Source organism: Moorena sp. SIO3A2, assembly GCF_010672265.1.
Lineage (GTDB): Bacteria > Cyanobacteriota > Cyanobacteriia > Cyanobacteriales > Coleofasciculaceae > Moorena > Moorena producens.
Genome location: NZ_JAAHHC010000002.1, coordinates 42,066 through 56,019, shown reverse-complemented (window position 1 = coordinate 56,019; position 13,954 = coordinate 42,066). Strand labels below are relative to the sequence as shown.

At 43.6% G+C, this 13,954-nt stretch carries 13 protein-coding genes and 1 pseudogene; 5 read left to right on the top strand and 9 right to left on the bottom strand.

Annotated elements, in window-relative coordinates; genetic code table 11:
* Positions 1-161: 161 nt before the first annotated feature.
* Positions 162-1,262, bottom strand: coding sequence for a DUF5357 family protein (locus F6K64_RS03425; protein ID WP_008187703.1), 1,101 nt, complete (start codon positions 1,260-1,262; stop codon positions 162-164).
* A gap of 8 nt (positions 1,263-1,270) precedes the next feature.
* Positions 1,271-1,831 carry a filament integrity protein FraC gene (gene fraC, locus F6K64_RS03420; protein WP_008187702.1) on the bottom strand — a complete coding sequence of 187 codons (561 nt, stop codon included), beginning with the start codon at positions 1,829-1,831 and terminating at the stop codon, positions 1,271-1,273.
* Between the two features lie 741 nt (positions 1,832-2,572).
* Here fraC and F6K64_RS03415 point away from each other — a divergent pair.
* Positions 2,573-3,091: a GUN4 domain-containing protein gene (locus F6K64_RS03415; protein WP_287264851.1), complete on the top strand. Its 519-nt coding sequence runs from the start codon at positions 2,573-2,575 to the stop codon at positions 3,089-3,091.
* Positions 3,092-3,865: 774 nt separating this feature from the next.
* Positions 3,866-5,425, top strand: a complete 1,560-nt coding sequence (locus tag F6K64_RS03410; RefSeq protein WP_287248559.1) for a DUF3084 family protein — start codon at positions 3,866-3,868, stop codon at positions 5,423-5,425.
* A 421-nt stretch (positions 5,426-5,846) separates the two neighbouring features.
* Here the strand turns inward: F6K64_RS03410 and F6K64_RS03405 are convergent, their stop codons facing one another.
* Positions 5,847-6,194, bottom strand: coding sequence for a hypothetical protein (locus F6K64_RS03405; RefSeq protein WP_008187699.1), 348 nt, complete (start codon positions 6,192-6,194; stop codon positions 5,847-5,849).
* 539 nt (positions 6,195-6,733) lie between these two features.
* Positions 6,734-6,916: pseudogene (locus tag F6K64_RS03400) on the bottom strand (transposase); the annotation flags it as partial.
* Between the two features lie 320 nt (positions 6,917-7,236).
* Here F6K64_RS03400 and F6K64_RS03395 point away from each other — a divergent pair.
* Positions 7,237-8,061, top strand: coding sequence for an SDR family oxidoreductase (locus F6K64_RS03395; protein ID WP_008187698.1), 825 nt, complete (start codon positions 7,237-7,239; stop codon positions 8,059-8,061).
* Between the two features lie 670 nt (positions 8,062-8,731).
* On the opposite strand, the gene F6K64_RS03390 is transcribed toward F6K64_RS03395, so the two are convergent.
* Both F6K64_RS03390 and F6K64_RS03385 read right to left on the bottom strand, forming a co-directional pair.
* A complete protein-coding gene (locus tag F6K64_RS03390) occupies positions 8,732-9,004 on the bottom strand; it encodes a hypothetical protein (RefSeq protein ID WP_008187697.1) in 273 nt (90 codons plus the stop codon).
* A gap of 19 nt (positions 9,005-9,023) precedes the next feature.
* A complete protein-coding gene (locus F6K64_RS03385) occupies positions 9,024-10,289 on the bottom strand; it encodes a class I SAM-dependent methyltransferase (protein WP_008187696.1) in 1,266 nt (421 codons plus the stop codon).
* Between the two features lie 8 nt (positions 10,290-10,297).
* Between F6K64_RS03385 and F6K64_RS03380 the strand changes: the two genes are divergently transcribed.
* Complete coding sequence (locus tag F6K64_RS03380) at positions 10,298-10,495, top strand: hypothetical protein (RefSeq protein WP_131827042.1); 198 nt, start codon at positions 10,298-10,300, stop codon at positions 10,493-10,495.
* Positions 10,496-10,732: 237 nt separating this feature from the next.
* Here F6K64_RS03380 and F6K64_RS03375 read toward each other — a convergent pair whose 3' ends face one another.
* Together F6K64_RS03375 and F6K64_RS03370 are read right to left on the bottom strand one after the other, a co-directional pair.
* Positions 10,733-12,451 (bottom strand): serine hydrolase, encoded by a 1,719-nt coding sequence (locus tag F6K64_RS03375; RefSeq protein WP_287264849.1) that lies wholly within the window; start codon positions 12,449-12,451, stop codon positions 10,733-10,735.
* A gap of 43 nt (positions 12,452-12,494) precedes the next feature.
* Positions 12,495-12,692: a hypothetical protein gene (locus tag F6K64_RS03370; RefSeq protein ID WP_137985533.1), complete on the bottom strand. Its 198-nt coding sequence runs from the start codon at positions 12,690-12,692 to the stop codon at positions 12,495-12,497.
* Between the two features lie 90 nt (positions 12,693-12,782).
* Between F6K64_RS03370 and pedR the strand changes: the two genes are divergently transcribed.
* A complete protein-coding gene (gene pedR, locus F6K64_RS03365; RefSeq protein WP_008187694.1) occupies positions 12,783-13,052 on the top strand; it encodes a photosynthetic electron transport-dependent transcriptional regulator PedR in 270 nt (89 codons plus the stop codon).
* 446 nt (positions 13,053-13,498) lie between these two features.
* On the opposite strand, the gene F6K64_RS03360 is transcribed toward pedR, so the two are convergent.
* Positions 13,499-13,816 (bottom strand): DUF4342 domain-containing protein, encoded by a 318-nt coding sequence (locus F6K64_RS03360; protein ID WP_071104800.1) that lies wholly within the window; start codon positions 13,814-13,816, stop codon positions 13,499-13,501.
* Positions 13,817-13,954: the final 138 nt, after the last annotated feature.

The following is a 13,954-nucleotide window of genomic DNA, read 5'->3' as shown; positions in this document are numbered from 1 at the left end:
GGGAGTAGGGAGCAGTAGGAAAGAGCTTGGAGGATTTTTTTGTGTTCTTAAAAATCAGCAATATTGTTCGTGTCCTATTTATAAATCCTAGATTTCCTAGTTGCTATTTCCTAGTTGCTATTTTCTATTTTGATGTAAGCAAGTCTTTTTAATTTTACTTTTTACCGTTTTCCTTGGTCAGCAAACACCTCAATTTCCCCTGTCCTAGAGGGTTGGCATTCCACATTACCAATTGCTTGAGAACCTAACCCTGATCGCCCATCCACCTGCTTAATTCGACAAGACTTGGTGAAGGAATAATACTCAGGTTTGGTGTCAGGGCTTGAACGGGGACCGTTCCAATTGGCCTGCAAGTCTAAGTTATAGTCATACCCAGACTCCCTGGATGAAAATTTATAGGTTACTTTCCATAGAGGATCTTCAGCAACCGGTGAGCTTTGCTTGGCTTGATATTCAATCTCCTTCAGTAACTTTTGGTGATTTACCTTAAGCAGGGATTTCTCAACCTCTGACCAAGATTTTGCATTCAACTCTTCTTTCAATTGAACTTCCATCCCCTCTAATATCGATACACCTCTAGATAGCATAGTGACTTGGGCAGAGGGCAATTTCCAGACAAAGGAACTATGGATAAAATCATCACTCAGTAAGCTAGGATATTGCACTAGCCAGTTTTGAATCACGAAATAAAACTGTATCCAGCAGCTAATCAAGAGCTGGCTACCGAATAATATAACTAGATATTGACGTTCTGCTGGAGATGGTTTTTTTAGCTCCAATCTTACTGCTAAAATATAAGGTAAAGTCGCAATTACGGCTGATATCAATGGCCAACTAATGAACGTCCAGGATGATACGTCCCTTGAGTCGATGCCGAATAAATAGGTACTGATACCCTGAATTTCGGGCTGGTATTCTCCAAGGTTTAAATTGATGCCGAATAGATAAATACTAGTTAATGCGCCGGTAATCCAGGGACCCAGGGGCAAGCCTGTCTTGGCGTCTTTGTTCTTCTTGGCAATTCTTAGCTTAGCCGCCGCTGCCGTTACCCAGTAGACAAATAAAATAAACAAAATACCACCACAGCTTGCTATCAGCCGTTGTACAAATCCCGTGGCTAACCCTGCCATTACATAGGAAAACACAGTTAGCCACATTAGAGCCTGCCAGGAAAATGCCTTGGGAGGTTTCAGTACCTTTACCACCCAGTCTACCACCGCTAAGCCAATGACAAATTCGAATAGGGATGTGAAAAATTTCACGACGCTAGTTATCCACTAATGGGGTTGACATAAAGGAAACGCAGAAACAAAAGCAGTAAGATAGCGCTATAGCTACAGGAATTAGCAATGAGGACGACCATAGCTCGATTTTCCCCACCCGATCCTCTCTGACCAGAGCGCCTCAAGGATAATGACTTTTCCTCGTCGGAAGCCGATGTGGAACCAGTTGCCTGATCTTCAGCTAGTTCTAAAAAGATTTTGAGTAACCTCAGCCCTGCCAGCTTAATAATAAAGGAAAGAAAGAAAATTGTGATCACACTCATAGCAATAAGAGTATAAAAATTGTCAGGCTTATCCTCTGAAAAGTGATCGAAAAAGATATAACTAATCATCTGGCCTTGAAATTCCGTAGGGAGTTGGTCGTGAAGGGCAAAAAAACAGCACCAACCTACAATAGTGGAAAGTAGATTAATCGATGCTGCTTGCTGCATGCTGGTTTTGCGGTTGAGTTTTAGCCCTCGTTGTAAGACTATCCCTTCCACCGCAATTACCACCAGCAGGAAGAGAGTTTGAAACACGACCGTCTTTAGGGGCCATACAGGTGCCATAATTTTAAGTTTGCTCCAACGTAAGAATTTGCATTAAAAACCCGTTTGAGCCACATTTTACCTGCACGATTCGGTGAAACTTGGTTTTGTTGACACTTTATGTTGACACCTTATGTTGACACTTTATAGTTGCTTATTTAGTGCCAACCGTCAACAGAAATGGAGCAACTAAACGGGAGCAGGTCTAATGTTCATTAAATTAGACTACCAGTAATTTTCGGATACTGGTAGTTAATTTGAATGAGGGGTGTTACCCCTAAGCCTCTTCGGGCGGGTTTCCTGTTAAACTCCTTAACCACAGGCTATACATTGAAGCACTACAAGGAACATCTGTAAAGATGCGATTGACCGTAGGCCACGCTACGCGATGCTCCTAGGTCGCCGCTAAGCGATCGCATTTTGTTACATATTTTGTTTTTTAGATACCTGTTTGACCTGCCGTCACCCTTCGCGAACATAATTTAGGGTTTAGGCTCTAGGGTTTAGGGTTCTGTTGAAACTTGGCTAGCTCTCTTAGGACGGAGGTGCTCAAGTGCCCCTGTTGTAGCTCATACCTAATACGATTAGCCTAATACCTATAATTTCTCGATTATTGCTCTATGGCTTTGCCGTCAGTGTCTGGTAGTTGACTCCTGGGGCAATGCTATGGTTGATGGGTGTACCCCACACCTGACAGACAAGCCAAAACTTTATCTTTACTGTATCTTTGCAGATCAACTCCCATCACCATAGCGCAAACCTATGACACGAAATCACTATGAACCTGAACTCAAACTGCGTTCTGAAAAAGGAGTAGACTACACTAAACTGCGAGACTTACTAGCAGCAGGCAAGTGGAAAGAAGCTGACCTAGAGACAGCCAGGGTACTCTTGGAAGCAGCAGGTCGAGAAGCTGAAAAATGGCTAGATATAGAGTCGCTCAAAACATTTCCCTGTGCTGACCTGCTGACCATTGACCAACTTTGGGTAAGATACAGCCAAGGACACTTTGGGCTTAGTGTTCAGCAGTCCATTTATCAAGAGGTGGCAGGAGACTGCGTCAGGCTAGGTGAACGCATCGGTTGGAGAGTGAGGGGAGATTGGATAGCCTATAGTAAAATCAAATGGAATCTAGATGCCCAGATGGGACACCTACCCGTCTGTATGGCATTCATCTGGAGTAATCATCGGTCTGTATCCGGTATCGTGTGGTTATCTCGGGTAGGGTGTGAGGCGTGGTATACTTCATTTATGCAAAGACTTGTAGAGTGTAGCATATAAGCGTTACAGCCCAAGGAAATAATTCTTTAAACAAAAATTTTAAACAAAAATATTTGCTACGAATTCTATAAACATTTTAGGGATTTCAAGGTTAGTTTGATAACTCAAAACTACCAGGTCTATTGTTTGGAGCGCGCTTTGTACAAACTAGGGATGATTTGTTAGTCTATGGGTTACTCCCCATGCCCTACTGCTGGTGCTGGAAGTCGATAAATCTTTTGGGTAGTTTACCATAAATAAACATAATTCTCTACAGCTATGAGATAGGCTGTATCTGGATAGACAACAATGCAGTATTGAAACTCTGCGCTCTTCCATAGGCGCAGATTCTTCGGAGGAGTTAACTAACAAATGTTAGCCATTGCTCGAAACAACCACATCAACCTCACCTTCCGTAAAACCAATAGGCTTGCAGTCCATCAGGCAGTGCCAATTACCGCTACTCTCTCACGGTGGTGGGGGTTGAGGTTACCTTTAAGTATGTGGTTTGTAAGTATGTGGTTTGTAAGTATGTGGTTTGATTCACTAGCCTTAAAGCCTTTGCTTGCAGGGGCTAAAACTAGACTACGTGGCTGTAGCCAATCAATCATTTCGATTGATTGTCTTTTCAGTGGAATTTCCCACCACTGGGAGTCCCAGCCAACCTTAAAGTTTTTTTTGTATAACTATTATTGTAGTACTTTGACAGCAGTTAAAATCGCCTCCTCGCGTTTCCTCCACCACATAAATGACCACATAAATAATAGTAGTTTCCACTCTCCCGTGAGGCTTTAGATGACCAGCGCTTATATCCTGATTGCCTCAATTTTGGTGTTGGGGGGGTTACTCGCTACCTTAGGCGATCGCATGGGTACACGAGTAGGAAAAGCACGGCTGAGTTTATTTAATCTACGTCCCCGTACTACTGCCACGGTAGTAACAATTATCACCGGTGGCTTAATTTCTGCCTCGACCTTGGGGATTTTGTTTGCCACCAGTGAGTCTCTACGAGATGGGATTTTTGAGCTTGATAATATCCTCAAAAAACTTAGAAGTGCTCGCCGGGAGGTCAGCCAATTAGAGGATGAGAAAGATCGAGTAGAGCAGAAGTTAGCCGAGGCCAAAGCAGAGCAAATAGAGGTTCAGAAGCGTCTGGATGAAACTAATCGAAATTTCCAACAGGCTCAAAATCAACTGAAAGACGTCTCTGCTCAGGTTGGGGTGCTGCGTACTGAAATTAAGTCACTCCTCAGGGAACGTCAGCTGCTAATCCAACAGCGGAATCAACTCAATGAACAAATTACCCAACTCCAGAGCCAAATCACTCAATTAAAAGAATTGGTGAAGAAACGGGATCAGGAAATGCTGGAGCGAGACCAAGCTATCCAAGAGCGAGACCAAGCTATCCAAGAGCGAGACCAAGCTATCCTCAAACAAGACCAAACGATCCAACAGCGGGATCAGGAGCTGGCTGAGAAAGACCAAGCTATAAAACAATTTGACCAGAAAATTGCTGAACGAGATCAAGTCATTGCTCAGCGTGAAACTTTCCTAAAAGAACTCGAACAAGAACTTAAAGAACTTGAACAAAAACTTAAACAAAAGGAGAGTCAACTTGCTAAACGTAATAAACAACTTGAATCACAAGAAAAACAACTGGCTTTTTTAAAACGGGAACTCGCAATTCTAGAACAGTACTATCAGAATTATCGAGTACTGCGTCAGGGAAATGTTGCTTTATTTCGTGGTCAGGTACTCACCTCTGGAGTAGTACGAATTGTCGATCCAACAGCCGTAAATCAAGCTGTTGATCAACTGTTGAGCCAAGCTAATAAGACAGCTGTAGACATTACCCGTGCTAGTAGCAGTAATTTCCAAGAGCCACTGGTGCAAATTACTCAAGCACAAGTAGATCAGTTAATCCAGCAGATTAAAGATGGTAGAGACTACGTGGTGCGAATTCTCTCAGCGGGTAACTACGTTGAGGGGGAAAAATCAATACAAGTATTTGCAGATGCAGCCCTCAATCAGGTTGTCTTTAAGGGGGGTGATGTCCTTGCTACCATCTCAACTAATCCCTCAACTATGACCAATGAGCAAATTCGGAAGCGGCTCGATCAGTTGTTGGCAGCCTCTGAGTTCCGTGCTCGTCGCGCTGGGATTTTGGGTGATATCCAAGTCGGAGATGGTCGGCTGACCACCCTAACCAACTTTATTGAGCAGCTGGAGCAGTATAGTCAACCCCTTAATGTCAAAGCTATTGCGCAAGAAACTGCCTACACAGCTGGTCCTTTAAAAATGCAGCTGGTAGCGAGCTACAATGGAGAAGATGTTTTTAAAACTATTGTTAACTAGCTAGGTTGTTAACGTAAGCATTCAGCGGTCAGCGCTCAGCGGTCAGCGCTCAGCCGTCAGCGGTCAGCCGTTGGCCACGCTACGGGAATGGCCAAGCTACTTGAGCTGCTTAAAATAAACCTCTTTTATTCAAAAGCTATTCAAAAACTGATAGCTGATAGCTGATTGCTGATTGCTGATTGCTGATTGCTGATTGCTGATTGCTGATTGCTGATAGCTGATAGCTGATAGCTGATAGCTGATTGCTGATTGCTGATTGCTGATAGCTGATAGCTGATAGCTGATAGCTGATAGCTGATAGCTGATTGCTGATTGCTGATAGCTGATAGCTGATAGCTGATTGCTGATAGCTGATTGCTGATAGCTGATAGCTGATAGCTGATAGCTGATTGCTGATTACTGATTACTGATTACTTACTTGTTAAGTAGCTAGCTCCTCCACAATTTGCCAATCGGGATTGTTATTAACTGCCTCTTGAAGTAGCTCAAACATTTGCCGACAATGGTTATTAACCTGTAGAGGTAACTCTTCATTTTTGACGACAAAATTTATGGGCACTTGTTGCTCAGTGGCTTTCGATTTGTCAATCAATACGTCCACTGTAACCAGCTTGGTAAAGGATATATTATCCGGACTCTCTCTTGCCATTATATAGTCATCACTCTCGTAGAGAATCTCAAAATGGCAGGATTTTAGAACCTCAATCAGTAACGGTAGAAGACGATCAAGGGAAATAGTGATTTTAATGGAACGAGTGTAGCGAGCCATATAGACTTGGGGCTTGCTGATAGCTAAATTTTTCTATCTTGACATTCCCCCGTGCGAGGGATTGCTCGCACGGGGGATTCTCGGTTCATCGACTCGCCATAAGCTGATAGGTTTATACCAACCAAGCACTTAGGGCAAATCTCCCGAAGGGTTTTAGGTCTTATTGACCCAGTTTTCCGCATTCCCTGCTGTAACTTGTTTCTCCGGCTGTTGATAGCTAACTAGTTGTTTGCTTCTAAGCCGACCTAGGTGACCAAATTGTTAGGCAAGGATTACGCAGTACCCTATCTCTGGCGATACTTTTTACTTTACTCTACGGAGGAAGGATTTGGGCAATAATTTATTGTTTTTTTAACTTATTTTTAAATAATTGGGCTCTTCGGTCCCTGTGGTGATAAGCTAAGCTTATTTATAGCGTTTATCGCAGTTATGAGGTACAGTATTCTTTGACGTTGATTCCCTGTCTTGATGTAGCGCATCGCTATTCCTTATTCCCTCTTCTCTCTTCTCAGATCCGCTGTTCCCAGATCCGCTGTTCCCTAAAATCCCGAAATTGTGTACCTCATAGCTATGATAATTGCTATAAACAAGCAAGCTAACAGCTTTTCCCTCAGATTATAAAAATTTCTAAACCCATAGCTTTGACGAATAATCAATTTCATCTTATTATTTAATACTGCCATTACTCCACTAGTTGTTTTATTGATCAAATAATGACAAATTTATGGTAAATTTTATTGGCCTTTGGCCACGCTACGCGAACAATAGTCTCAGCTACTTGACCTAAAATAATTAAACCGCCCTACACGCTCACGTTTCATCCCCCCTTGAAAAAGACGGGGTTTTCAAGGAAAGACCCAAGGGGTAAAGCGGGTGCATCTCATATTTGTAAAAAAGGAGGGGAGTGTGGGGCGGGGGCGCGGGAAGTGTGGGGCGGGGGCGCGGGAATTTTTGCCTAATTTCATGCATTGAGATACACCCGGGTAAAGCTTGCGCGAAGGTAAGATTTTTTATAATAATCGAATTTTAAAACATACGAGCTATGAATGTAGCAATCATTGGTTGTGGATACGTGGGTAGTGCTGTTGCTCACCTTTGGCATCAAGAGTTAGGGTTATCCACTACAGTAACCACTACTACCCCTGAGCGGGTCCGAGAACTAGAAACAATTGCTGACCGAGTGGTTGTGGTTAAAGGAAACGACCCTATTGGTCTCGAATCGGTAGTGAAAAACCAGGAGATTATTCTTCTGTCTGTGGGTGCTGCCAATGGCAAGGTCTATCAAGAAGCCTACTTAGACACAGCCCAAACCTTAGTTTCTGTGCTCAAAAACGCTCCTACGGTACGACAGCTAATTTACACGGGAAGCTATGCTGTGTACGGTGATCGACAGGGAGGCTGGGTAGACGAAACATCACCGATTGCTCCCGCGAGTCCAAATTATGAAATTCTGGCAGAAACTGAGCAGGTATTACTATCAGCATCCAATCCTAATCTGAAGGTTTGTATCCTGCGTCTGGGAGGAATTTATGGTCCGAAGCGGGAACTAGTCAAAATATTTGGTCGATTCGCAGGTACTACTCGTGAGGGTTCGGGTCAAGAAGTCACCAATTGGATTCATCTAGATGACATAGTGGGTGGGATAGAATTTGTCCGTTCTCACCAACTGCAAGGGATATATAATCTAGTAGATGATCAAATCCTGACTTATCAAGAATTGCTTGAAAAAGTATTTAAACAGCACAACTTACCCCCCGTATCCTGGGATTCATCCGTTACTAAAGCCCGACCTTACAATGCCCGAGTGTCAAATAAAAAGATAATTGATGCAGGTTACCAGTTTATTCATCCAGAAAAAATTTTCTAATCTGATTACTCGGTGGGTAAGCATTCAGCTATCAGCCATCAGCTTTCAGCTTGCATAGGTAAGCTTCGTTTAATCTCTGTACGGAAAGCTGTTAGCGTAGCGTGGGCCTATGGGCAATGGGCAATGGGCTTTTCCCCAAACTTTCAATTCTGTAAAATCTCGAACTATTAAATTCTCACGAAAGAGGTTTATTTTAAGCTCACGGCTGACAGCTGACGGCTGAATGCTTACCTCGGTGGGATTAGTTGACTGAAAACTAGCCTAAATATAAGTAACGAGGCGATTGGTGCATGAATCGCCTCTAGCCAAGATTCAACAAATACACTATCTAAAACAAGTGTGAATTTTTTGTGACTGAAGTTCCCCCGTTCATTTGTACTACTATACTAGTTAAAAGCTCTCCCCATAAGGGATATAGCGATTGAGCCCAAAAATTGTGTACCCATGTTGGTTCTTGAAGTATGTCTGCAATTGGAATATAATCCAACTATAGGCACTGGTCGCATTTTTATTTGAGAACCAAATCGCTTCTTGATGCAATAGCGAGTGGGGGAAACCACGCCAGTTGCTCATGGGGGAGACCCCCAAGACCGCACTGGCTCCCCAAGACCGTAATGGTGCGCTTTCCGTAGGCGAATTAAATTCGCCACGGGTCGCACCTCTGCATCGCTCAAACGCCCTTCAGATAAACGTTGTGAGCATTCTCAATAAGACTGTACCCAGTAGCAATAAGTACCGACAAGCCTAGGAACGCCACAGAGCTTGGGATTGAGGTTTCGAGTAGTTCAAACTTTGGGGGAACTTCAGTTGTGATATGTAGGATTTGGGATTTTAGGGAATCGGGAATTGGGAATCGGGAATCGGGAATTGGGAATTGGGAAAAAATCTTGTTTACCTGATTACTATGAGAACCGATAATTACCCTTAATAAAAATCTCCCCATCTCCCCGCTCCCAGCGCTATTAGCTGATCGGTGGTACCGTCAACCCCTTAAGGGCCACCCCTTCTGCTGATGGCGTTAATCCCTTACTTTGAATTAAAACCCCAAAGCCACCCAATCCGGTTGGATCGATCAACTGGTGTAACCGTTGGCGACGCTGCATAATCTTGATCACATCCTGTGCTGTTGCGTTCGCATTTCCCCCTTCTCTAGGCTCAGAAAGAGCAGCTATGCGATCGCCTAATCCCAATGCCATTAGAAACAACCCTTGCTTGGTCAAACCTACCTTACCCAAACCACATAACTCTCCTTGTTGCTCTAGGGCAGTAAAATCCACATGAGCCGTAATGTCTTGTTCGCCGATATAACTATAGGGGTTATTGTGGTGCCGGTGGCGATAATAACACTGTAATGTTCCCTGATCACGGGCTGGCAAATAATACTTTTGGGCTGGATAGCCATAATCAATCGTTAGGACAAATCCCTGGTTTAACCGTTTCGCAACAGTTTTAATCCAATCCAGTGCAGCGAGATTCACCTCACAGCGATAGCCCTCTGGATAGGAACCAGAGAACAAATCAATACCTACCAAATCAAAATACTCTCTCAGTTGGGGTGTAGAAGGGGTATCTAAAACTTCTACAAACTTAATGTCATCGTCATCCTGATCAACAGTTGCGATATAAATTTCTTTGAGATCTCCTGCTTGCAGCACAACTTGATGTACCGGTAATGCATCAACCAATTCGTTAGAGAAACAGCAACCAGTCAGGGAATTGTCTTGTATTTCTTCCCAAGAACACCACCGTACAGGTAACGAGGGCTGGTGATTGTCGAGTCTGGGTAGGTTTAGTTTCAACAACAGCTGCTTCTGTTGAGCAATCATTGCTGTTGCCTTTTCCACAATGATGTAATTTACCGCACCATAGCAATCTGGGTAGTGCTGGTGCAAGTAAACTAGAACATCTGCTGCTAGGAGGCCCTGTCCCGCTCCCACTTCCATCAGGGTAAAGGGATTAGGTTGTCCGAGGATATCCCACATTTGGGCAAACTGTTCAGCAAGTAATTCCCCGAAGTCTTTTCCTAAGTGAGGTGAGGTGAAAAAGTCTCCTGATGAACCAATGTTAACTGCACCAGAAGCGTAGTAACCTAGCTGTGGATGGTATAGTGCTAAGTCCATGTACTGGGCAAAGGTAATTCCCTGGTTAGGTGCTGTAGCAATGTGATTAGCAATTACCTTGGATAGAGGTTGAGTAGATGGAAGGTTTGAATTCAAGAAATTAGTCATTAGACTTCTTGCAGAAGGTAAGCATTCAGCAGTCAGCAGTCAGCAGTCAGCAGTCAGCAGTCAGCTTTGTGGCACAGGCTTTGGCCTTGGCCTTTTGGCCTTTTGGCCACGCTACGCGAACGGCCACGCGTGCGCGTTTGGCCACGCTGTGCGAACGACGCTGGGAGGTAACTCAGCATTATTCGAATGCTGACCTGTTGTCTTGATGCAAAGCGCGAGTGGGGGAAACCCCCGCAGGTCGGCGCTGCATCGCTTATTCAAAAGCTGTTCGCGTAGCGTGCGCGTAGCGCATTAGCACCTCAAGTAGCGTGCGCATAGGCTGATAGCTGATAGCTGATAGCTGATAGCTGATAGCTGATAGCTGATAGCTGATAGCTGATAGCTGATAGCTGATAGCTGATAGCTTACGTCAATTTTATTCTCCCTACTCCCTTTTCTATAGCTTACGTAGACACTTTTTTATTAGCCGTGAATACGCCATTGGGTTGAGTAATCACTGCTTGAGTCACAACCCCACCATTATCGGTAGTGAAGTTAATACTATATCCTGCTGGGGAATCCTTAAAATTAAATTCGGTTCCTTGGTAACGAACTAACTCTATCTCTGGCTGACCAGCTAATGACACAAATAGTTTATTATCTTTGATAAAGATAGTCATAGATTGACCAGAAATGTCATATTCACCCACAAATTTTTCCATAAAACTAGTGGTTAAAATGCTTTGGTCAGGGATTCGTTCAAATACAATATCCTTCACCTTCGGTTCTAGAGGTATGGACAGTCTCTGAATAATTCCTTTGGGGTCATTAAAGAATGATAATAGTTGAAAATTATCAGAACCCTCTGATAGTAATTCAAAACTATCATAGTGGTAGTGCTTTAGTTCCGCAACGATGGAATTATAAGTTGCCGTTAACTGCTGATCTTTGAGCGCAATGGAAACTATTCCGTATCCGGGATGCTCAAAATCTCCTGTGTAATCTTCTAGGGGATGTGATGGTTGAGTGCCAGTTTTAGGCTGTGGTTTGGTGTTCTGTTTGCCTTGTTCAGCCGCTTGTTTAGCTTCCTCAACCTTACTCTTCTGCCTTTCATTCCAAGGAACTTCGTCGAGACCAAGCAAGCGATCGCAAATGTGATAAGTTATAATATCTGGCAATGGGGTTCCTTGGAGATTGGTGAGAACTACCACACCAATTTTATCTTGAGGCATCAACGTTGTCAGGGCAGAAAATCCGTCAATACCACCCCCATGCTGGACGTGATTATGACCTCGGTAGGCAGTGAGAAACCATCCTAATCCATAAGAGTAATGCCAGAATTCCGGATACTCAAGGGATGACGGCTTCACGATTTGTGGTGTATACATCTCAGTCAGAATACCAGGGTTGATAATCTGCTTATCCTCATAGTTTCCCTGGTTTTGATGGAGTAGAAGCCACTTCGCCATATCAGTAACATTGGAATTAATAGAGCCAGCAGGACCAATAGTGTCGATATTGCGAAATGGGATGGCTTTAACTACGTCATCTTTCTCTCGATAAGGAAGGGAAAAATCCTCAGTCTCCTGGGATTTGACAACGGAAAAATTGCTGTCTGCCATCGACAAAGGATTAAAAATTTCCTGCTGAACAAATTCTTCCCAGCTGCTCTCGGCAATTTGACCGACTAAGTAGCCAGCGGTCATGTACATCAAATTTTGATACTGATAGACACTCCGCAATTCATGATTAGGTTCGAGATACTGTAAGCGCTCAACTATTTCTTTACGAGTGAAAGGACTGTTATACCACATGAAACCGTGACGGGGTAAGCCAGAACGATGAGTGACCAGGTCACGGAGAGTCATGTGTTCACTAGCATAGGCATCGTATAGTTTAAACGTGGGCAGATAATGTCGAACTGGTTTATCCCAATCTAATTTTCCTCGCTCAGCCAAGATGCCCATAGCCATTGTGGTAAAGGCTTTAGTGCAAGACCCAATCGCAAATAGGGTTTTAGAGGTTACTTTTAAGCCTTTTTCTACATCCCTAAAACCAAAGCCTTCACAAAAGATGATTTCGCTATCGTGAACAATAGCGACTGCCAGCCCTGGGACTTTCCACTCTTCCATTCTCTGGTTAATAAAATCACTAAGACCTTCCATTAGTTGCTCTCCATTCATGTGAATTTCAGAAGTTTCGACGTAAGCATTCAGCCGTCAGCCGTCAGCCGTCAGCCTTGGCCACGCTACGGGAATGGCTGAAAGCTGTTCGGTGTAGCGTGCGCGTAGCGCATAAGCTTACGTTTCGACGCCAGTTGCTGATCTGACTCCCCACGCTTACCACACTTACCACGCTTACCATGCTTGCCACACTCCTGCCACACTTCCTATACTCTTCCTTGTCCTGTTTATTGATAATCACTTAATTTCCCCATGGCAAATTAAGTGAAGCGGGTCACCATTGGCGGTAAAATCAGATAAGATAGGTATATCTACTAGAGAAAAATTACTTATGGCTAGTGGTAAATCCCAGAATCATGCAACTCTGTCTTACCGCGAATTGCAAATCATCGAACATGTAGCGGCTGGTTTAACCAATCTCGAAATCGCCCAGGAGCTGGCAATCAGTAAGCGCACTGTTGATAATCATATCAGTAACATTCTGACCAAAACTTCCACTGATAACCGGGTGGGTTTGGTTCGTTGGGCCTTAAAGTGGGGCAAAGTTTGCTTGAATGATGTCAATTGCTGTCCTTTACCAGCCCCTGGTCAAACTCAGTGATACCACTGACTTATCCAGTCCCGGAGATTATTGAAATTACTGATAGTTTTCAGAGTCGGCTTGAAGCTAGGATTAGGCAATTTTGCTCAGGTTGCTTTGCTCAGGTTGCTTTGCTGAAGCCACCAAGCACCTCAGTGGCACTGGCAACCCCCCAGCTAAACACCAAGAAACCCATGATTATCTAAGTCCCACTGGCATAATTAGTTTAGTTGTCCAGAGTGACTTCTAGGCTTTTGGCTGACTGCTGATAACTCAAAGCTGATAACTCAAAGCTGACAACTCAAAGCTGACAACTCAAAGCTGACAACTCAAAGTTGACCGCTCAAATTATATCTTAAGTATATCTTAAGATATTTTTAGCATCTTTAGCGATCGCAGGCAATCTTTCTCTAGGATGTCCCATACCTGTTTAGGGGTTAGGGTAGATATCTACGATATATCGACCGCTATTCCTTTCGTTCTACCACTACTTTCAATCGAGCCGCCAATGCCCCGATCGCTCCCAGGGGGAGTAACCAAGGAGCCCAGAAAATAGCAGTAAATCCTCCTAATACGCCAAAAGTTAGCGGAATCTCCAACAAAATCCGATCCTGGTCATTTTTGATCATAATTCGGCGAATATTCCCCTGATTAATTAGGTCTTTAACTTTGTCAATCAGGTCATTACCACTAATACTGAATTCTTCGACACTGACCTTTGGCTGAACATCTGTCTCTACCGAATTGGAGTGATTGTTTATTTGTTGATCAGTTGGTTCATTCATGGTAAGCTGCTAAGGCACCGGCTTGGTAATTATGGTCATTACTTTTCTACAGTAGCTCAAAAATAATTGTTAATGTTGATACAAAATCCTATGGGACTGGTGGTAAGGGATTTTGGGTTTTATAATAAATAGTCGAGA

Bases quoted from the DNA above. Each gene is read 5' to 3' on its own strand.
- F6K64_RS03375 (WP_287264849.1), bottom strand. From the start codon at position 12,451: ATGAATGGAGAGCAACTAATGGAAGGTCTTAGTGATTTTATTAACCAG.
- F6K64_RS03415 (WP_287264851.1), top strand. From the start codon at position 2,573: ATGACACGAAATCACTATGAACCTGAACTCAAACTGCGTTCTGAAAAA.
- fraC (WP_008187702.1), bottom strand. From the start codon at position 1,831: ATGGCACCTGTATGGCCCCTAAAGACGGTCGTGTTTCAAACTCTCTTC.
- F6K64_RS03410 (WP_287248559.1), top strand. From the start codon at position 3,866: ATGACCAGCGCTTATATCCTGATTGCCTCAATTTTGGTGTTGGGGGGG.
- F6K64_RS03360 (WP_071104800.1), bottom strand. From the start codon at position 13,816: ATGAATGAACCAACTGATCAACAAATAAACAATCACTCCAATTCGGTA.
- F6K64_RS03390 (WP_008187697.1), bottom strand. From the start codon at position 9,004: ATGGGGAGATTTTTATTAAGGGTAATTATCGGTTCTCATAGTAATCAG.
- pedR (WP_008187694.1), top strand. From the start codon at position 12,783: ATGGCTAGTGGTAAATCCCAGAATCATGCAACTCTGTCTTACCGCGAA.
- F6K64_RS03405 (WP_008187699.1), bottom strand. From the start codon at position 6,194: ATGGCTCGCTACACTCGTTCCATTAAAATCACTATTTCCCTTGATCGT.
- F6K64_RS03385 (WP_008187696.1), bottom strand. From the start codon at position 10,289: ATGACTAATTTCTTGAATTCAAACCTTCCATCTACTCAACCTCTATCC.
- F6K64_RS03395 (WP_008187698.1), top strand. From the start codon at position 7,237: ATGAATGTAGCAATCATTGGTTGTGGATACGTGGGTAGTGCTGTTGCT.